The sequence below is a fragment of the Clostridium zhoujianii genome (assembly GCF_051590805.1).
Lineage (GTDB): Bacteria > Bacillota > Clostridia > Clostridiales > Clostridiaceae > Clostridium.
The window spans coordinates 2,377,051-2,396,657 of the sequence record NZ_JBPUTF010000001.1; the positions used below are offsets into that span (position 1 = coordinate 2,377,051).

At 31.4% G+C, this 19,607-nt stretch carries 18 protein-coding genes and 1 other annotated feature; of the genes, 3 read left to right on the plus strand and 15 right to left on the minus strand.

Features of this window, described 5'->3' with window-relative positions:
* Positions 1-179: 179 nt before the first annotated feature.
* The 10 genes from spoVAE to ACSYT2_RS11235 form a co-directional block, all read right to left on the minus strand.
* Positions 180-536, minus strand: a complete 357-nt coding sequence (gene spoVAE, locus ACSYT2_RS11190; protein WP_430855296.1) for a stage V sporulation protein AE — start codon at positions 534-536, stop codon at positions 180-182.
* 14 nt (positions 537-550) lie between these two features.
* A complete protein-coding gene (gene spoVAD, locus ACSYT2_RS11195; RefSeq protein ID WP_430855297.1) occupies positions 551-1,573 on the minus strand; it encodes a stage V sporulation protein AD in 1,023 nt (340 codons plus the stop codon).
* A 14-nt stretch (positions 1,574-1,587) separates the two neighbouring features.
* Positions 1,588-2,040: a stage V sporulation protein AC gene (gene spoVAC, locus ACSYT2_RS11200; protein WP_430855298.1), complete on the minus strand. Its 453-nt coding sequence runs from the start codon at positions 2,038-2,040 to the stop codon at positions 1,588-1,590.
* 187 nt (positions 2,041-2,227) lie between these two features.
* A complete protein-coding gene (sigF, locus tag ACSYT2_RS11205; protein ID WP_430855299.1) occupies positions 2,228-2,983 on the minus strand; it encodes an RNA polymerase sporulation sigma factor SigF in 756 nt (251 codons plus the stop codon).
* Positions 2,984-2,993: 10 nt separating this feature from the next.
* Positions 2,994-3,425 (minus strand): anti-sigma F factor, encoded by a 432-nt coding sequence (gene spoIIAB, locus ACSYT2_RS11210; RefSeq protein ID WP_430855300.1) that lies wholly within the window; start codon positions 3,423-3,425, stop codon positions 2,994-2,996.
* A 14-nt stretch (positions 3,426-3,439) separates the two neighbouring features.
* On the minus strand, positions 3,440-3,775 hold the full coding sequence (spoIIAA, locus tag ACSYT2_RS11215) for an anti-sigma F factor antagonist (protein ID WP_430855301.1): 336 nt from the start codon (positions 3,773-3,775) through the stop codon (positions 3,440-3,442).
* 255 nt (positions 3,776-4,030) lie between these two features.
* Entirely contained in the window at positions 4,031-6,328 is a 2,298-nt protein-coding gene (locus ACSYT2_RS11220) for an AAA family ATPase (protein ID WP_438384790.1), read from the minus strand.
* 297 nt (positions 6,329-6,625) lie between these two features.
* Complete coding sequence (gene trpB / locus ACSYT2_RS11225) at positions 6,626-7,792, minus strand: tryptophan synthase subunit beta (RefSeq protein ID WP_430855303.1); 1,167 nt, start codon at positions 7,790-7,792, stop codon at positions 6,626-6,628.
* Between the two features lie 43 nt (positions 7,793-7,835).
* Positions 7,836-8,095, minus strand: a binding site (T-box leader).
* 51 nt (positions 8,096-8,146) lie between these two features.
* Complete coding sequence (locus tag ACSYT2_RS11230; protein WP_430855304.1) at positions 8,147-9,193, minus strand: DNA polymerase IV; 1,047 nt, start codon at positions 9,191-9,193, stop codon at positions 8,147-8,149.
* A gap of 14 nt (positions 9,194-9,207) precedes the next feature.
* Positions 9,208-10,158 carry a DUF4003 family protein gene (locus ACSYT2_RS11235; RefSeq protein WP_430855305.1) on the minus strand — a complete coding sequence of 317 codons (951 nt, stop codon included), beginning with the start codon at positions 10,156-10,158 and terminating at the stop codon, positions 9,208-9,210.
* A 232-nt stretch (positions 10,159-10,390) separates the two neighbouring features.
* Between ACSYT2_RS11235 and ACSYT2_RS11240 the strand changes: the two genes are divergently transcribed.
* Complete coding sequence (locus tag ACSYT2_RS11240; RefSeq protein WP_430855306.1) at positions 10,391-10,546, plus strand: hypothetical protein; 156 nt, start codon at positions 10,391-10,393, stop codon at positions 10,544-10,546.
* Positions 10,547-10,594: 48 nt separating this feature from the next.
* Here the strand turns inward: ACSYT2_RS11240 and ACSYT2_RS11245 are convergent, their stop codons facing one another.
* Together ACSYT2_RS11245 and hypB are read right to left on the minus strand one after the other, a co-directional pair.
* Positions 10,595-11,104 (minus strand): GNAT family N-acetyltransferase, encoded by a 510-nt coding sequence (locus tag ACSYT2_RS11245; protein WP_430855307.1) that lies wholly within the window; start codon positions 11,102-11,104, stop codon positions 10,595-10,597.
* Between the two features lie 255 nt (positions 11,105-11,359).
* The gene (hypB, locus tag ACSYT2_RS11250; RefSeq protein ID WP_430855308.1) at positions 11,360-12,010 is read right to left on the minus strand and encodes a hydrogenase nickel incorporation protein HypB; all 651 of its coding nucleotides are present in this window, start codon (positions 12,008-12,010) and stop codon (positions 11,360-11,362) included.
* Positions 12,011-12,813: 803 nt separating this feature from the next.
* On the opposite strand from hypB, the gene ACSYT2_RS11255 reads away from it, so the two are divergent.
* Positions 12,814-13,224, plus strand: a complete 411-nt coding sequence (locus ACSYT2_RS11255; RefSeq protein ID WP_430855309.1) for a hypothetical protein — start codon at positions 12,814-12,816, stop codon at positions 13,222-13,224.
* A gap of 29 nt (positions 13,225-13,253) precedes the next feature.
* On the opposite strand, the gene ACSYT2_RS11260 is transcribed toward ACSYT2_RS11255, so the two are convergent.
* Positions 13,254-15,800: a calcium-translocating P-type ATPase, PMCA-type gene (locus ACSYT2_RS11260; RefSeq protein WP_430855310.1), complete on the minus strand. Its 2,547-nt coding sequence runs from the start codon at positions 15,798-15,800 to the stop codon at positions 13,254-13,256.
* A 252-nt stretch (positions 15,801-16,052) separates the two neighbouring features.
* Between ACSYT2_RS11260 and ACSYT2_RS11265 the strand changes: the two genes are divergently transcribed.
* A complete protein-coding gene (locus ACSYT2_RS11265; RefSeq protein WP_430855311.1) occupies positions 16,053-17,696 on the plus strand; it encodes a putative manganese-dependent inorganic diphosphatase in 1,644 nt (547 codons plus the stop codon).
* A gap of 223 nt (positions 17,697-17,919) precedes the next feature.
* Here the strand turns inward: ACSYT2_RS11265 and ACSYT2_RS11270 are convergent, their stop codons facing one another.
* Positions 17,920-18,690, minus strand: coding sequence for a flagellar hook-basal body complex protein (locus tag ACSYT2_RS11270; RefSeq protein WP_430855312.1), 771 nt, complete (start codon positions 18,688-18,690; stop codon positions 17,920-17,922).
* A gap of 18 nt (positions 18,691-18,708) precedes the next feature.
* Positions 18,709-19,479: a flagellar hook-basal body complex protein gene (locus ACSYT2_RS11275; RefSeq protein WP_430855313.1), complete on the minus strand. Its 771-nt coding sequence runs from the start codon at positions 19,477-19,479 to the stop codon at positions 18,709-18,711.
* Positions 19,480-19,607 lie beyond the last annotated feature (128 nt).

The following is a 19,607-nucleotide window of genomic DNA, read 5'->3' on the forward strand; positions in this document are numbered from 1 at the left end:
TATTATTATATGAAAATTCTCTATCTTACTTATTTTATCTACCTATTATTATAATCTATTTTTTGATTACCTCAACATTATTTTCCTTAAAAGTGACTATAACAGACAATTTCAGGACTATAAAAAAGAAAAAAAACAACAAGTATTAGCTTTACTTGTTGTTTTTTGTTTTATTTTTATTAATTTTTTGTTTTAGGATTAAATATAATTGCCATTATATATCCAAAAAATATTGATGCTGTTATACCTGCTGCTGTTCCCTTTATTCCCCCTGTAAAAGCGCCCAACAGTCCTACCTCCTCCACTTCTTTTATAGCTGCCTTGGCTAAACTATTACCAAATCCCGGAAGAGGTATTGTTGCTCCTGCTCCCCCAAACTCAACTAACTTATCATATATTCCAAAAGCTCCAAGTATTACTCCAGATGTAAGAAATATAACCAATATTCTTCCAGGAGTAAGCTTTGTAGTATCCATTAAAATTTGTCCTACTACACAAATTAATCCACCTACTATAAACGCTTTAACAAATTCCAAAATATCATCTCCTACTACTTCATTTCTATAGAAACTGCATGGGCAATTCCAGGAATACTTTCCCCTTGCAAAGAAGATGTTGTACTCATTAAAGCCCCTGTAGAAATTAAGAGTACACTCTTAATTTCTTTTCTCATTAACTTTTTATATAAGTATCCTGATGCAACAACTGCTGAACATCCACAACCGCTTCCTCCAGAATCAGTCCCTTGAGATTCATTATTAAATATTATATCTCCACAATCAATATGATTATCTCTCATATCATATCCATATTCTAACAAAAGCTTATCTGTAATTTTCTTCCCCACCTTGCCTAAATCTCCAGTGGCAATAATATCATAATCTTTTGGTGTTCTACCAGTATCTTTGAAATGTTTATATATAGTATCTACGGCTGCTGGAGCCATTGCTGCTCCCATATTATTTGGATCCATAACACCATAATCCTTTACTAATCCAGTAGTAACATATGTAATCTCCGGAAAATCTCCTTCCTTTCCTAACACCATTGCTCCTGACCCAGTTACTGTCCATTGGGCTGTTTGACTTCTTTGAGATCCGTACTCTAGTGGAAATCTAAACTGTCTTTCTGCTGCACTAAAGTGTGATGAAGTTGCTGCTACAACATAATCTGCAAATCCCCCATCCATTATTAAGGATGCTAGACTTAAAGATTCGGACATTGTTGAACAAGCTCCATATAATCCAAAGAAGGGAATTTCGAATTGCCTCGCTGCAAAACTTGATGATATTATTTGATTTAATAAATCTCCTGCAAAAAGATAGTTTATATCACTTTGCTGAATGCCAGCTCTATTTATGGCTTCTTTAATAGCATTGAACATCATATCACTTTCAGCTTTTTCATAGCTTCCCTTTCCACAGGTATCATCATCTAAAATTTCATCAAAATATTGCTTTAATGGTCCCTCCCCTTCCTTTGGTCCTACTACGGAGAAGGTTGATATTATTTTAGGAGGATTTAATAATTGTATAGTTTGACTACCTCTTCTTTTCGAACAACTACTAGCCATATCATTCACCTCCACTATAATGAATTAATTATAAAATATATTACTCCAACAATAACTGATGAGCCTATTCCATATACAAGCACTGGACCAGCGATGGTAAACATCTTTGCTGCAACTCCAAAAACAAAGCCCTCTTTTTTAAATTCAATTGCTGGTGCTACAACTGCATTTGCAAATCCTGTAATTGGAACAACAGTACCTGCACCTGCATAACTTGCAATTCTGTCATATATACCAACTCCAGTTAATAATGCACCTAGAAATACCATTATTATTGAAGTTATTGCAGCTACATCATCCTTTGGAAAATCAAAACTTTTTAGTATATTCATTATAACTTGACCTAAATCGCAAATAATCCCACCTACTAAAAAAGCCCTAATACAATTTCTGACTATCTTTGGCTTAGGTTCTGCTTCTTTTGTTAAGACCTGAAATCTTTGCATTATGGTTTTTTCTTTTACCATAGATACTCACTCTCCTTCAAGAATTGCTACACTTAGTATTTGTAAAAAAATTATTATAAGTCAGAGATTTTTTGGTAATATATCTAATCTAATTCTATTTCTATGAATTTTTAACAAAAAAGAAGATCGAATGTATAAACATTCGATCTTAAGACCCCATCTTATATCCACAGCTAAAGGCCTTTTATTAATCCTGTAATTTCTCTCTCATAATTAAGAGTACTTTCTTCTCAATTCTAGAAACTTGTACTTGGCTAATTCCAAGCAACTTTGCAACTTGAACCTGAGTTTTATCCTTAAAATATCTGAGCATTATTATTTGTCTTCCCTTGTCATCTAAAGTCTTTAAAGCTTCCTTTAGCGCAATCTTATCTACCATCTCAGTGTCTTCTACGCCTTTTTCACTTAATTTATCAATAAGTAAAACTGGTGCTCCGTCATCTTGATGAATAGTATCATGTAAATATTGCAAGCTTGAAGATGACTCTATTGCAAAAACTATATCTTCTTTTTCTATACCCGAATATTCGGATAACTCTTCAATTGTTGGATCACGGTCTAACTGCTTTGTTAGTTCCTCTTTGTCGAAATGAATCTTTCTCGCTAGAGTTTTAACATTTCTACTTACCTTAATCATCCCATCATCTCTAAGAAATCTTTTAACCTCTCCAACTATCATCGGAACAGCATACGTAGAAAACTTAACATTATAGGATGCATCAAAATTCTTAATAGCCTTAACTAATCCTATACATCCTATCTGGAATATATCCTCATAATCATATCCTCTATTTAAAAACTTTTTGCTTAAGGAAGATACAAGAGGAAGGTTCATTTCAATTAATCGGTTCATGGCAACTTCATTGCCACTTTTTGCTAAAGGAAGTAATTGTGAGTTATCATCATAATTATATTCCTCTCTTTTAAAATTCCCTTTCTCCATACACTTTCACCTAACTTATTGAATCAAATTTCTTCTTTAATACCACCCTTGTACCACTTCCATCTCCACTTTCAACCTGAAGACTATCCATAAATGTCTCCATTACTGTAAATCCCATGCCAGATCTCTCCAAATCTGGTCTTGATGTATATAAAGGCTCCCTAGCCTGCTCAACATCATTAATTCCCTTTCCATGATCCACTATTGTAATAGTTATCTCATTACCTAATAAAACTGCTTCTATCTCAACTATTCCATCCTTTTTATTCTCATAACCATGAATAATAGAATTTGTTACAGCTTCTGAAACAGCAGTCTTTACATCAGTTATCTCTTCTATCGTTGGATCTAATTGAGACACGAATGCTGCTATTGCAACTCTTGCAAAGCCCTCATTTTGGGACTTACTTTCAAATTCAATCTTAATCTTGTTATCATACATGAAAAACCCCTCCATCAAATGCACTTTAATGCGTCTGCCACATCCTTATAGCTATCTATAATCTTAAATAAACCTGATAACTCAAACACTCTATTTACGCCTCTATTCACATCAGCTACACAAAGTGCACCACCCTTTGATGATATTTTTTTATATCTACCAACTACAACCCCTATTCCAGAGCTATCCATAAAGGTTACCCCACCAAAGTTTAAAATAAGTTTCTTAATATTATCTCTATCTATTCTATCATCAATCTTAACTCTAACTTCTTCAGCGCTATGATGATCCAGTTCACCTATAAGATTTGCCACGAGCTTATCTTCATTTTTTTCAAACTTTAGATACATACTTATGTTACTCTAAAGATGCCCTTTAGAGTAATTCACCTCCCTTTAAGCCCTTTTTCCATATTTTATCATATATCATTATGTTACGTCAATGAGTAAATGTAAAAAATTACCTTTTATTTTAAAATACTCTTATCCCTTATCAGATGTCCTTAAATAATATCAAAATTTCATATATTATTACTAATATGAAAGAGATACACATAAAATAGTAAAATCCGCTACCCCAAGGCAACGGATTTCATCATCTTTATATTAATTACTTTTAACTTTATATTTTTCTAATTCTTCATTTATAGTCTTAAATAACCCTTCTATACTTGTACTATCATCTAACATCATAGTTTCTATAGCATCATCTAGGCTATCCATAGTATAAATATGGAATTCCCCTTTAACAATTGCTTCCTCAACTTCTGGCTTTAATACTAAGTCATTTTTATTTAATGAGGGTATTAAAACTCCTTTGTTTAAACTTTTATCCATAAGCTTACAAACCTTGTAAAACCCTTCTATTTTTTCATTTACCCCACCTATTGGTTGTACTTCACCAAATTGATTTATAGATCCTGTAATTGCAATATTCTGCCTTATTGGAATTTTACTTAAGGATGACAATATACATAATAACTCTGCAACAGATGCGCTATCTCCATCTATAGCTCCATACGTCTGTTCAAAGCTTAAGTGAAAGTCCACAGGTAACTTTTCATATGGTGTTATTAAACTGCTTAATAATCCACTAAGGATATTAATAGATTTTTCATGTATACTTCCAGATAAATTACTTTCCTTCTGTATATCAACTATTCTACCTTCTCCTCTGCAGGCTACACATGTTACTCTCATAGGTTTACCAAAACTATAGTACCCTGAGCTTAGAACAGCTAATCCATTAATAGAACCAACCTTCTTCCCCTCTAATGTTAATAAAATCATTTTTTCCTTATACATTTCTAGTATCTCATCTTCAACTAATTCTTCCTCATAAGCAACTTTTACTATGTCTTCAGGACCAATTTCTCCCCTATTTTGCAATCCTATTTCCTTGTCAGATAATATTAACAATCTATCTATACTGCTATCTTCAATACAGATTTTATTCCTACTACTAGCTACTCTCGATAGATATTTAATTATTTCCTTTATTGCATCATCATTAATATCTTTTAAATGACTTTTTTTTGCTCGTTCTTTTATATGCTCTTTTAATGACTTTCCATCAATTGGTGCTCTTTTAACAAAGCTCGACATTTCAGCCCTTAGAGGAAATAATTTTCTAAAATCCTCATCCCCTTCATAAAGAATGTCATAGCTCTCATAATCCCCCAATAATATTACCTTAAGCTTTATTGGAATAGCCTTTGGCTTTAAACCATTAATAGAAAGTATATCTAAATAATTTCTAGATGTGTCTATATTAATATTTCCAGCCATTAAGCTCTTCTTTAAATAGTAGTAGCTTGCATTATTTACTATTAGTTGGCTCAGCCTTATAATAAGACACCCTTCATTAGCTAATAATAATGATCCTGGCGTTATAAATGATAATTCAGTTGAATATGATCCATTATGATTTTCATATTCAATATTTCCTATTAAGTTTGTTACACTTGGATCTTCTTCAAATATAACTCTAGGCTTATCATACTTAGTATTATCAACTAAGACTGTAATATCGTATTTATCAAAAATTTCATTAATTTCAGATTCATCATCCTCTATATTCATGCTGTAACAATTAACTAATTCTTTCTCAATCAATGTGAATAGTTTTTCCAAATATTCATATGCATCGTCTTCTGCTATGAAATCTAATAAGCAATCCTCCTTCTCCTCTTCCATCTCATTCTCTAAGAATTCTGAGTAAATGTTTTTTAATCTTTTAATCGAAGTAAGTTCTATATCTTTAAGTTTCTCCAAAACTACTTCTGCTTTCTTTTTTAAACTAGAGGCCTTAACCACAATAGAATCTTTATTATCCTCTGAAAGATCATCATATTCCTTTTCAGTCATTGCTTCTCCTTCTTTTAAAGGAATAAAAGCAAATCCACCAGTTGTTGCTTTAACATCAAATCCTTCAACTTTTGCCATATCCATCAGTTCACCTATATAGCTGGTTCTCTTGCTATGAATTTCATCTATGATGCTATCCTTTTCAGAATCTGATGAACTGTTATAAAACTCCATTGCTACATCATAATAAGAGGTTTTAATATTATTTACTGCATCCTTTAGTTCCTTTCCCTTTCCATTAGTTAAAAAAATAGCCTCTGGTCTTCTTGATTCACTCATAGTAACATAACATATATCACTAGGTGCTTCGGCATCCTTATATAAATCTTCAATAAAATTAGAAATGTCTTTTAGCTTATCTTTTGAAAAAGTATCTATTAAATATAAGTTATAACCTTCTTTTTCTATACTAATGGCTCTTCTTATCTTTTTATAAGCATAAGAAATTTCGGGAATATCCTTGAGTTTTATCTTTCCATCGCCCTCGTTTAAATCAACATTAAATAATATTTCACTTGGAGTTAACTCTCTCTTCATTATTCTCGCCCACTTTAGAAACTGTATCTTCTACAGTCTTGCTCAAGTAGTTCCCTCCTTTTTATTTAGTAATCTACTATATTAATATTCTACAGGGCATGATTTAGGTATCAATTTTATAAAATAATTTATAAATAAACAACTGATCAAAAGATAGCTCCCATCTAACATGATAATATACTTAAATGATGTACTAAACTATAGATGTAATGCAATCCAGAACAAGGACTCTCATATCAACTAAGAAAATGAACTATGGTCATGTAACATAAAAAAATATCTTGGATTAATTGAATACTACTTTATTTTATCCATTAGTTCTTCTACATCCTTGTCCCCTCTTCCTGAAAGGTTAACAACAACATAATCTTCTTTATCTAAAGACTTAGCATATTCTAGTACATATGCTATTGCGTGAGAGCTTTCTATTGCAGGAATTATTCCCTCAAGTCTTGATAGGACTTTAAAAGCATTTAATGCCTCATCATCAGTACATGGTACATATTTAGCCCTACCAGCTTTACATAGATAAGCATGTTCTGGTCCTATACCTGGATAATCAAGACCTGCTGATATTGAATAAACTTCCTTTGCATCTCCATTTTCATCAATAATACATCTTGTCTTCATTCCATGAACTATTGCTACATCCCCTTTAGTCATTGTAGCTGCATGCATGTCTGTATCTAATCCTTTACCTGCTGCTTCAACTCCTATTAGCTCAACTTCCTTTTCATTTATAAATTCAGAGAAGGCTCCTATTGCATTACTTCCACCGCCAACACAAGCTATTACTGCCTTTGGTAATTTTCCTTCAGCTTCTAACCCTTGTCTTTTAGCTTCTATGCTTATTATTTTCTGAAATTCCTTAACTATAGCTGGATACGGATGTGGTCCTACTGCTGATCCTAAAACATAAAATGTATTTTCTACATCCTTAACCCATTCTTCTAATGCAAGATCTACTGCCTCCTTCAAAGTTCTTGTTCCCCTTGTTGCTGCTACTACTTTAGCCCCTAAAAGCTCCATTCTAAATACATTTAGTGACTGCCTTCTCATATCTTCTTCGCCCATATATACTATGCATTCCATTCCCATTAAAGCCGCTACTGTTGCTGTTGCAACTCCATGTTGTCCTGCTCCTGTTTCTGCTATAACCTTTTTCTTTCCCATTCTCTTTGCAAGAAGCATCTGACCTAAAACATTATTGATTTTATGAGCTCCAGTATGATTTAAGTCCTCTCTCTTTAAATAAATTTTACAACCTCCAACATAATCAGTTAATCTTTCTGCAAAATATAATGGATTTTCTCTTCCAACATACTGCTTTAGGTAATAATCATATTCTTTTTTAAAATCTTCATCATCCTTATATTTTAAGAATGCTTCCTCTAGTTCATTTAAAGCAAGTAATACTCCTTCTGGTACATATTGTCCACCATATTCTCCATAAAACTTTTCCATAACAAATTCCTCCCCAATTTAAGTATAAAAAAAGAGCCTATCGTCTTGGGACGATAAGCTCGTGGTGCCACCCATATTTAGAAATAGTTTATATTATAATCTATTTCCCTATTTCAAATACAGAAGATAAATTCTTCGATATTCTACCAAATTAACGCTTGGAAACGGCTAAACTACTCTCAAAGATTTCATGTCGCATCTACTAGAGCCCATTCCTTAAACTTTCTGCTCCGTACCTTTCACCAAACGACGGCTCGCTTTGCCAGTAAATAATTAAGTACTATCTCTAGTCACAGATTTTACTATATTTTCTATTATTATATTTATATTTTAGTTATTTTGTCAATACTTTTCCTAAAAAAGTGTCAATTGTTCAACTTTACTCTCTTTAAATGAAGAAACACTTACTCCAATTAACCTTATTTCATCATACAATTCTTCTGCTTCCAATAACTCTTTACAGACATTATAAATATCTTCTGAATCACATATATAATTATTTAAGGTTTTACTTCTAGTATGGCTCTCAAATTCCTTAGTCTTATATTTTAAAGTTATTGTCTTTCCTAACATCTTTTTATTTACTAATATAGCACTAATCTGCTTTGAAAAAACACTTATATGTTCAAGTAACTCTTCCTTATCCATAGTATTAGTCTTAAGTGTGGTTTCTTTCCCTACAGATTTACGCTCTCTAAATACCTTTACTTCCCTATTATCTATACCTCGAATTCTATCATATATTTCAATTCCCAGTTTCCCCATATACTCTAAGAAAAATGACTTAGGTAGCTGATAAAGATCTTCAACTGTAAAAATACCCATATTATTAAGTCTCTGAACAGATTTCTTACCTAATCCAAAAATTTTAGATATAGATAATGGTAATAGTATATCTGGAACCATATCTTTATTAATTACCATAATACCATTTGGCTTATTCCACTCCGATGCAAGTTTTGCTAAAAATTTATTATAGGATATACCAATAGAAAGGGTAAGTCCAAGTTCCTTCTTTACCCTTTCCTTAATGTATAAAGCAGCTTTATATCCATCATCAAATTTACTTTCTGATAAATCTAGAAAGGCCTCATCAATTGAAAGTGGTTCAATAAGTGGAGTTACCTCCTTAAATACTTCAAATATTTCATCAGATACCTCTTTGTATCTCCAGTACCTACCTGGAATAAAAATCCCCATAGGACACTTATTTCTTGCTATAAATCCTGGCATCGCTGAATGAACACCATATTTTCTTGCTTCATAAGAGCAAGTAGATACTACTCCTCTTTCACCAACTCCACCTACAATTACCGGCTTTCCTTTAAGAGTTGGATTATCTCTCTGCTCAACTGATGCAAAAAAGGCATCCATATCTACATGTAATATAATTCTATCCATAACACCTTCAGTATCTAAGCTAATATTTCTGAGAATACTCCTTGATTTTTACTAACTAAAAATGAATATACTCCTATAGCTAACAGCTCATTAAGATACCTTTCCTCTTTAATATTTTTTGAAAATTCAACAAGAGCTATTGCAATAAATGTTCTAAAGCTTTTATCCATATAGAATTCATATAAAGCTTCCTCTTCACAAAGATAATCTATTACAGCTTTAACCTCATCAACATAATTACTTGGAGTATCATATCCTGCTATAGCTCCTAATAAAGGTAAAAATTGATGACTTATTTTCATATCTCTTTCTTCAAATTCTATCAGTAATTCATGTATTGTATACAATGCTGAAGGATTTTTATTTAATAGCAATGCCATTGTTAGTCCCTGTACACTATTCCTTGAAAACATATCAAGCTCTGCAACAGACTCAAAGATCACGTCCATCCAATCAGTAATATCACAGTCATCTACATTATTTAGTGCTAATAATGTACATTCAAGGTAATCCTCATCATTGGTAACGTTGTCATATCTATCCTTCATAATATCATAGATTTCTTTCATCCTATATATATGAGAAAACCTATTTTTTTCATCTCCATATTTAACTAAGGAATAGGCGCTTAAAACTAAATATTGACTTTCCCTAAAGCCTGCCTCTATTAGCTGATCGTAGGTGTCTATAATTTCTTCTATAAATCTATTTATATTTTTTTCTTTACCTAATAAAAAAGATAAAATATATAGTATGTCTCCTCTAAAATATGACATTCGTGAAGTCTTATCTTTTATTAGTGTTCTAATTTCTTTGACTTTTTTAGTTGGTATTTCTTTACCTATATTTGAATATACAAGTGATGAAAAATGATTAATATATTCCCCATCATATCTAAGATTTTCTTTTACTTGTCTATAATTATCAATTGTTAAATCACACATATCTGTAATTATACTATCCATTTCAATTCCTCTTTTCAAATAAGTGATTTTCTTTTCCACTCTTATTATACTATATAACTCTTAAGAAATTCTGAAAAAAAATTAATTTCCTCTTACAATATTATTCTATGTCTCAATTATGTCATTGATATGTCAAGACTCATTAGCTTTAATTTATATTTATAGTACAAGTGTATTATTTTTGAGCTTTGTCACATACTATTACTGAATCTTTAGTATAGGAGTGATTATTATGGATAGCAAAAATAGAAAAGAATACTCAAAAGAAAATTACTTAAGAAATGGAAATAAATCTCATGGTCAATATGCTAAAAATAGCTTTAATACAACTATTCAAGAGCCAGCATTAAATGAAAGTGGAATTGAAGCAAAAAAAAGAGGCTTCTAAAAAATTATGAGCAGGAAAGAACTTTCTTACCTGCTCTCTCTATGTAATTTAGCCTCTGTATTGATTCATATAATTATTAAAAGTTAAAGAATACTGTGTTTCTCTTTTCAGTTCCTTCTCCTCAGTAAATCCTGCTTTTTTGAAAACCCTCTCTGATCTATGATTTTCTTTATTAATTTTTGCAATTACTTCTTCTACCCTGTAATTTAAAAAAGCTTCATTAAGACCTCTTTTAATTGCTAAAGTACCTATACCTCTTCCCCATTTCTCTTTATCTCCAATTGCAATAACCATCTCTGCATTTTTTCCTTTTGGAATAATTTTTAAATATCCAATTGATTTTTTCTTATGTTCAATCATATAAAAATAACCATTACTATTAAAGTAATGAGTCATTACTGGTGCATTAGTTGTTTGTGCTAGTGAACTTAAACTACTAGCTATAGAATCCTTCTCATTTAAATATTTTAAGACCTCTTCGTCACTAAGCCATCTAGCCATTTCTAGTACATCTTCTCTATAAACCTCTTGTTCGAGATTTATATCATTATATAACATTACTATCCCTCCAAATTAATTCATAAGTATCCTTATCGATTCTACAATTAAAAAAGATAATAGTAAAATGTTGTAATTTGTGTAAATATCTATTACGAGGATTTACTTTCTTTTTACTCATTTTACATAAGTTTTCTTCCATTTTACTGGTAGCTGTTATTTAATTGAATTAATTTGAAGTTAAAGTAATTTAATTGAATTTAAAGCAAATTAATTACATTTTATGGTTTAATGTTTTTCATATAAATTCTTCCATTAATCATTAATTTTTGAGATAATCCACTGCCTAAACTCTTTTAAACTTCCATTCACTCTTGAATTAACTTTAAACAATTCAAGCTCATCATTTCTTAGTAATGCATTATTCTCTACCCTTCTATCATCAAAATCAAAGTAATCAATTAAATCATACTTTGTTAGCACCAATGCATCAGCTCTCGTAAATAATAATGGATACTTTTCCACTTTATCATCCCCCTCTGGGATACTTAATAATGCTACTTTTAAATTTTCTCCAATATCAAAATCCGCTGGACATACAAGGTTTCCTATATTTTCTATTATTATTAAATCTAAATCCTCTAATTTAAACTTCGGTAATATTTTTTTAATTGACATAGCTTCTATATGACATGCACCATCTGTATTCAACTGGACTACTGGTACTCCTCTTTTAGCTATCTTTTCTGCATCTATTTTCCCTGCTATATCTCCCTCAATTACTCCAACCCTTACGCCATTCTCCTTTAATTCATTTATAAGGTTTAGTATAAATGTGGTCTTTCCTGCTCCAGGGGATCCCATTATATTTATCATAAATACCTTTTTATTATTTAAATAATCTTGTAACTCACTATGACAATTCTCATTCCCTTCCATTATTTGCTTTACTACTTTTATGTCCATTTTTACTCTACCTCCAAACTATCTATATAGAAATCCTTGCCATTGATAGCACTTATCCTATAAGAATTACATTTAGGACAATTATATTGTCCTCTTTATACATTACCTTTGTCTTCGCATTCTTTACATTCTGCTTTTATATATACCACTATATTTTTCTTCTCTTCATTTATATACCCATTTATCATTAGAATCCTTATCTTTTCATCCATCATGATTTTTACAACATCTAGGAGCTCTTCTTTATTTATTTCTACTCCATATTACTTTTCCTAATACGCTCTTTTACTCAAGATAAATTATCCTCTCTTATACCTATTCCTGATATGTCAATAAATATTCCATCTTCATAACCAGCTTCTACAACTTTTGTATCTCTTGTTACTACTTCAACCCCTGTACTCTTAGCTCTTATGCCTATAAAGAAAATGAAAACTCTCCATTAATTTTTTCATTACAGTCTCTACTTTTTTGTACGGATAATCTATGTAAATCCTCAATATCTTCTTTAATACTCTCTTTAATGAGAATACAAGTCGAAGACATAGTTTTTTTAAATCCAATTACCATAAATCTAAGAGGCGCTTATTAATTTTTTAATCTATTACTTAATTCACTGTTTAAAATAATTGTTATATACTTCTAGGATAGTAAAATTCACTAGAAATACCCTCCTTAAAGCTATTTCTAATCTATATAAATGGTATTTTACAAAAGATGAATGTATGTTATAATATATTCTGATAATGGTTTCATTATTTTCGGAATTATATAATATTTTTTACATAAAAAGGAGAATGACTATGGGTTTCAAAGATAAATTCGATCAATATTTTAGAGATTCTTATTTTCAAAAATATGGAGATAGAATAACAAGTGCATCAGGTACAGTAGTTTCAGTAAAGTTCCAAGAAAAGAATTTTATTTTATTCCATAAGTTAGTTGTAGATCTTGTTGTTAAACCTGAAGTAGGTAAAACAATAATCAAAGCTAGATATAATAAGTTAAAGTGGTTTAAAAAGCCTGATTTTATCGGAGTAAGTATGGGCCATAAAGTTATGATCATGGGATTAAAGGGTATTAAAGGTAAGAAGGATTCTGATGTTATTACGATCCAAAACATCCTTAACTTAACTACTAAAAAAGATCTTGTTCCTATAGATCATTCACAAATTAAGAAATCTAGACAACAAGTTGGAAGAATGAGATACTAAAAAAGCGAACCATTTGGTTCGCTTTTCTTTTATTTAGTCTTAATAAATAAGTATATACTATTAATCAATGCAATTATTCCTGAAAAGAATAAAACTATAAACCATTGATTCAACATAAGTGGTACCGTATGGAATACTCCTTGGAAGAATGGTATATATAATATAGATAAAAGCATTAATATTGAAACTGATACCGCTCCAACCAAATAGATATTTGTAAATAACTTTATTTCAAATATAGAATGCCTCTCTGATCTACACTCAAATACATGAAATAATTGAGATAATACTAATGTTGCTAAAGACATTGTTCTGCATTCAGTAAGATCCATACCATAATATCTTCCTACCATGAAGGAAAGTAAGGTGCATACTCCTATTAAGCATCCACGAACTACAATCTTTTCTACTAATCCTCTAGCAAATATTCCTTCTTTCTTTTCCCTAGGCTGTTGTCTCATTATATCTCTGTCTGCAGGATCTACTCCTAAAGCAATTGCTGGTAACCCATCAGTTGCTAAATTAACAAATAATATTTGTATAGGTGTTAACGGATTTGGTAAAGTAAATAGAGATGCTAAAAACATAGTTAAAACCTCTCCTAAATTGCAGGATAATAAATACCTTATAAATTTTCTAATATTATCATAAATTACTCTACCTTCCTCTACTGCTGCTACAATAGTTGCAAAGTTATCATCCATCAATATCATGGAAGATGCCTCTTTAGTTACATCTGTTCCTGATATCCCCATAGATATCCCAATATCTGCTTCTTTAATTGCTGGGGCATCATTTACACCATCTCCAGTCATAGCAACAATATTATCTCTTCTCTTAAAAGCCTTAACAATTCTTAATTTATGGTCAGGTGATACTCTTGCAAATACTCTAACCTTTTCAACTTTTTTATTAAGTTCATCATCACTTATATTCTCAATCTCTTCACCTGTTAACACTTGCTCATCACTATTACATATGTTTAAAGATTTTGCTATTGCAAGGGCTGTATTTTTATGGTCTCCAGTTATCATTACAGGTCTTATCCCTGCAAGCTTACATTTCAACACTGCATCTCTAGCTTCTAGTCTTGGAGGATCTATACTACCTGCAACCCCTATAAATATTAATCCATTCTCAAGTTTTTCGTTATTAACTAATCCCTCTTCTTTATATGCCGCAGCAATACACCTCAATGCTCTTGATGACATTGCTTCTATAAATGCTGCTACTTGCTTTTTCTTTTGAAATGTAAGAGGTTTTACTTTATTATTTTCTAATATATATGAACATTTTTCTATAACTCTTTCAGGTGCTCCTTTAACATAGCAGCTTTCCCTTCCATTCTCTCTAACTATTACAGACATCATCTTTCTTGTTGAATCAAAAGGAATATCAAATACTCTATTTGTTTTTTCTACAAAAGCCTTTAGTACTGGTATATCATTAAAAAACATTTTTATAAGTGCTGTTTCTGTGGGATCTCCATGGAGAGCTTTGTCTATATCTTTAACATTAAAATCATAATTACAATCATTACAATATACAAGGGATTTCATTAACATAGAATAGTCAGTTAACTTTTCCTTATCTAACTCATATACTCTACCATTTAGATATACTTCCTTTACAGTCATCTTATTCTGCGTTAATGTTCCTGTCTTATCTGAACAAATTACTGAAGTACAACCTAAGGTTTCAACTGCTGGTAACTTCCTTACTAAAGCATTTCTCTTAAGCATTCTAGAAACACCTAGTGCTAATGAAACAGTTACTATCGCTGCTAACCCTTCTGGTATTGCGGCAACTGCAAGGCTTACTCCAAGTAAAAACATTTCAGTTATATCATTTCCCCTTATAATGCCAAGTACAGTAACAGCTGCACATATTATCAAACATAATACAACTAGTATTTTACCTAATGACTCCAACTTCTCTTTTAATGGAGACTTTTCTTCTTTAATGTTATCTAGTAAATTAGCTATTTTACCCATTTCTGTATTCATTCCAATACCAGAAATTTTGAATAGGCCTCTTCCCTTTAACATTGTAGTTCCCATAAATCCACTTGACCTATCTTTATCTGCATCCTTGCTTACACCAACTGATTCCCCAGTAAGTAATGATTCATCTATCATTATTCCTGATGCCTCGATAAATGAACCATCTGCTGGTATCCTATCCCCAGCTTCTAGAACTACAACATCCCCTATAGTTAAATAAAGAGAGTTTATAACCTTTAAACTTCCATCTCTAAATACCTTACAAGTTGGAGCTGCTAAGTTCTTTAATGCTTCTAAAGATTTTTCTGTTTTAAATTCTTGTATGAATCCTAAAATAGCATTTACTATAACAATTATGACAATAGTTATTGCATCTGCAGTATCTCCCATGACTCCTGAAATTACAGTAGCACCCATCAAAACCCAAACCATAAAATCATTAAATTGTGCTAAAAAAATCATAATTGGTGAAGCCTTCTTTTTATGTTGTAGTTCATTCAATCCAAAGTTGTTCATTCTTTTTTCTGCTTCTCTAGTTGTTAACCCTGGAATTAATGTTTTTTCCTGTATCACCTTTTTTCCTCCTTATACAGAACTCTATAATATATATATTTTCCTATACGAAAGTTAGAACATAATAAAAACTTTGACTTCATTTCTTTTATACATAATATTAAAAATTCTCCTTATTCAAATATATTCAAACTTACCTAAAAATTTATTTATATCACTTCATATTTTCTTATTTTCCTACTTTTCTTTACATTTTTCTCTTTTAGTCTTAAAATGTAAAGTGTAAAGATATATTTTAAAGGAGGAACTGTTTTGAGAAACGTAATATACGTAACTGGACATAAAAACCCAGATTCTGATTCAATATGTGCTGCTTATGCATATGCTGAACTTAAGAATAAAATCGGAGAAATCCCAGCAATTCCAGTAAGACTTGGTAATGTGAGTAGAGAAACTCAATTCATCCTAGATTATTTTGGTGCTGAAGCTCCTGAATTCCTAGAAACTGTAAAGTTAAAGGTTGAGGATTTAGAAATAGATGATATTAAACCTGTTACACCTGAGATTTCATTAAAGAGAGCTTGGAATGTAATGAGAGATAAAAACATAAAATCTCTTCCAGTAGCTGATGCTAATGGACATTTAATTGGAGTACTATCTATTGCAAACTTAACTTCATCTTATATGGATATTGATGCTAATGCAATTTTAGATAAGAGTAATACAACTATTAATAATATTATAGATACCCTATCTGCAGATGAACTGTACATTAATAAGGAAAATCAAAGATTCCCTGGAAAGATTGCTGTTTCAGCAATGCAACCTGAGAGTATGAAGGGCTTAATTAATGAGGGTGATGTTGCCATAGTTGGTGATAGACCTGAAATTCAAGATGAGTTAATTAATATTAAAGTTTCATTAATCATAGTAACTGGTTCACATAAGTTATCAGATGAACTTTTAGAAAAAGCTAAGAAAGCTGGGGTTAATGTAATTAGTACCCCTCATGATTCTTTCACAGCTTCAAGACTATTACTTCAAAGTATCCCTGTTGGTTATGTAATGGCTAAAGATAATCTTGTGTCATTTTCAACAGATGATTTAGTTGAAGATATTAAGGATATTATGGTTCAAACTAGATTTAGAAGCTATCCTGTTACTGATTCAGATGGAAAGGTAGTTGGAACTATTTCTAGATACCATTTAATTTCAAATCATAAAAAGAAAGTAATTCAAGTTGACCATAATGAAAGAGGTCAATCAGTAGATGGCTTAGATGAAGCTGAAATATTAGAAATTATAGATCACCACAGAGTGGCTGATATACAAACAAATAATCCTATATACTTTAGAAATGAGCCTCTTGGAAGTACTTCTACTATAGTTGCAAAATGCTTCTTTGAAAATGATGTTACTCCATCTAAGAAGGCTGCTGGTTTACTAATGGGTGCTTTAATTTCTGATACTTTATTATTCAGAAGCCCAACTTGTACAGAACAAGATAAGATGATAGGTAAAAAGCTAGCAAAAATAGCTGGAATTGAAGATATGGCGGCTTTTGCTAAGGAGATGTTTAAAGCAGGTACTTCATTACAAGGTAAGACTGTTGAACAAATATTCAACCAAGACTTCAAACCATTTACTATTGGTGACACTAAAATAGGTGTTGCTCAAGTTAATACAATGGATATTGAAGGATTCATGCCATTAAAAGAAGAGATGCTTTCATACATGAATAACAAGGCAGATAACGGCGGATTTAATATGGTAATGCTTCTTCTTACTGATATACTAAATGAAGGTTCTCAAATTTTAGTTGCTGGTAAAGCTTCTGAAATAGTTGAAAAGACTTTCTCAGTTACTCTTGAAAATGATACTGCATTTTTACCAGGAGTATTATCAAGAAAGAAGCAAGTTATCCCACCACTTACAGCTACAATTACATCAATGTAAATATTAAGAGAGTGATCCTTCACTCTCTTTTATTTTGCCCTTTATACCAAGGAAAAACTAACTATAGATGTTATGTAAACTAGAACAAAGACTCTCATATTTATTTTCAGGTCTACTAGACTTCGATAGGTAGTCTTCCAAGATATTTTTAGTTGCATTACATCTATCGTTTATAGTACATGCTTTAAAGATATAGCGAAAAGAAGATAGAAACTTAAAGTTTCTATCTTCTCATATTATTAATCATTCCCCACATTTCATCTGCAGTTTTTACCCCTCTAGAGCTTAATTCAAAGGCTCTTTGAGTTACTATCATATCCGTAAACTCAGTTGCTATATCCACATTTGAGCCTTCTAAAAAGCCTTGATATATATCTGCGTTTGTAGTTCTCATCACATCGGCACCTTCAGTTGGCAGAAATAAATTATCTCCTGCTGAGATAAATGCATTATCTCCTATTGCGCTATACAGAGGAATCTCTGCAACCTTAAGGAAGGTTCCATTTTCTTTTAAATATACACTACCTGAAGTATCAACAAGTAAATTATCCTTTCTAAATTGACAATCTGCCTCTGATCTACCATTAACGTACTCTAAACTTAATTTATTTCCTCTACCATCAACAATTCTTCCCATTCTATCTATTTGGAAGCCACCATCTCTTGTATAAACATAAGATCCATCAGGTTGTGTTAATCTAAAGTAGCCACTACCATCTATAGAAAAATCAGTTGGAAGACCTGTATCAGTTAAAAAGCCTTGAGTATTATCTCTAAACCATGCACTTGTTTTAACTCCAGTTCCCATTACTGCATTTCTATCATTAACAGGATAACCTTGTCTATCAAGGGATTCTGTTAATAAATCCTTAAAGCCTACCTCTACCTTCTTATATCCCATAGTATTGGAATTTGCTATGTTATTACCTATTGTATCTAATTTCTCTTGATTTGCATTCATTCCTGCCTTACTTGTCCATAAAGTTCTTAACATCCTGCATACCTCCTAATACTATTTAACTGCTCCAACTTCATTAGCAGCCTTACTTAAACTCTCATCTATCATACTTACAAACTTTTGATTTGTTTCAAAACTTCTCATTACTGATAACATATCAACCATTGAGTTAACTATATTTACATTAGAGCTTTCTAAGAATCCTTGATTAACAGTAACTCTTGCATTATATATTGGGTTCTCTCCTGCATAATAATTATCACCTAGCTTTTTTAGACTTGAATAATCCTCAAAGTCTGCTAGTGCTAATTTATGTGTTGGATTTCCACCTACCACAAGGTTATTCGAAGCATCTAAAATAAAATCTTCTCCACCAACAAATATTGGCTCCATTGCTCCAGTTCTATTATTAACTCCTAAAACTAAATCACCTGAAGTATTTATAAGATTTCCATCATTATTTACCTTAAAGCTACCATCTCTTGTATAGTATCTCTCATTTCCTCTTTGAACCACAAAGAATCCTCTTCCATTTACAGCAAAGTCACCCATTTTACCTGTCTCTTTTAACCCACCTTGAGTAAACATAGTATCTACAGAATCTATTGCCGCTCCTAAACTAAGACTTCCTAATTCCTGCTTCATGCTTTGGCCACCAGATAATCTATCTTTGTTTTGTATAAGAACTTCTTTAAAGCTCCTTATAGATAAATTTTCTGACTTATACCCAGTTGTATTGGCATTAGACATATTGTTTGTAATAGTATTCTGCTTATTCTCTAAAGTTATCATTCCAGAAACTGCTGTATATAAGCTTCTAATCATTACTTCTCATCCCTTTCGAAAAAAACTTTGCACTCATCTTTAGTATGCATTCCTAAGCCTCTTGCTTTTTCCTCAATTTTATCATCTGACATAGTTCCTCTATATTCATAACCAAACATAAAAACAAC

Excerpts from the sequence above, each read along its gene's own strand:
- ACSYT2_RS11240 (WP_430855306.1), top strand. The coding sequence starts at position 10,391 with ATGGATAGCAAAAATAGAAAAGAATACTCAAAAGAAAATTACTTAAGA.
- trpB (WP_430855303.1), bottom strand. The coding sequence starts at position 7,792 with ATGGAAAAGTTTTATGGAGAATATGGTGGACAATATGTACCAGAAGGA.
- ACSYT2_RS11230 (WP_430855304.1), bottom strand. The coding sequence starts at position 9,193 with ATGGATAGAATTATATTACATGTAGATATGGATGCCTTTTTTGCATCA.
- ACSYT2_RS11245 (WP_430855307.1), bottom strand. The coding sequence starts at position 11,104 with ATGTTATATAATGATATAAATCTCGAACAAGAGGTTTATAGAGAAGAT.
- ACSYT2_RS11220 (WP_438384790.1), bottom strand. The coding sequence starts at position 6,328 with ATGAAGAGAGAGTTAACTCCAAGTGAAATATTATTTAATGTTGATTTA.
- spoIIAA (WP_430855301.1), bottom strand. The coding sequence starts at position 3,775 with ATGTATCTAAAGTTTGAAAAAAATGAAGATAAGCTCGTGGCAAATCTT.
- sigF (WP_430855299.1), bottom strand. The coding sequence starts at position 2,983 with ATGGAGAAAGGGAATTTTAAAAGAGAGGAATATAATTATGATGATAAC.
- hypB (WP_430855308.1), bottom strand. The coding sequence starts at position 12,010 with ATGGACATAAAAGTAGTAAAGCAAATAATGGAAGGGAATGAGAATTGT.
- spoIIAB (WP_430855300.1), bottom strand. The coding sequence starts at position 3,425 with ATGTATGATAACAAGATTAAGATTGAATTTGAAAGTAAGTCCCAAAAT.
- spoVAC (WP_430855298.1), bottom strand. The coding sequence starts at position 2,040 with ATGGTAAAAGAAAAAACCATAATGCAAAGATTTCAGGTCTTAACAAAA.
- ACSYT2_RS11255 (WP_430855309.1), top strand. The coding sequence starts at position 12,814 with ATGGGTTTCAAAGATAAATTCGATCAATATTTTAGAGATTCTTATTTT.
- ACSYT2_RS11270 (WP_430855312.1), bottom strand. The coding sequence starts at position 18,690 with ATGTTAAGAACTTTATGGACAAGTAAGGCAGGAATGAATGCAAATCAA.
- ACSYT2_RS11275 (WP_430855313.1), bottom strand. The coding sequence starts at position 19,479 with ATGATTAGAAGCTTATATACAGCAGTTTCTGGAATGATAACTTTAGAG.
- ACSYT2_RS11235 (WP_430855305.1), bottom strand. The coding sequence starts at position 10,158 with ATGGATAGTATAATTACAGATATGTGTGATTTAACAATTGATAATTAT.
- spoVAD (WP_430855297.1), bottom strand. The coding sequence starts at position 1,573 with ATGGCTAGTAGTTGTTCGAAAAGAAGAGGTAGTCAAACTATACAATTA.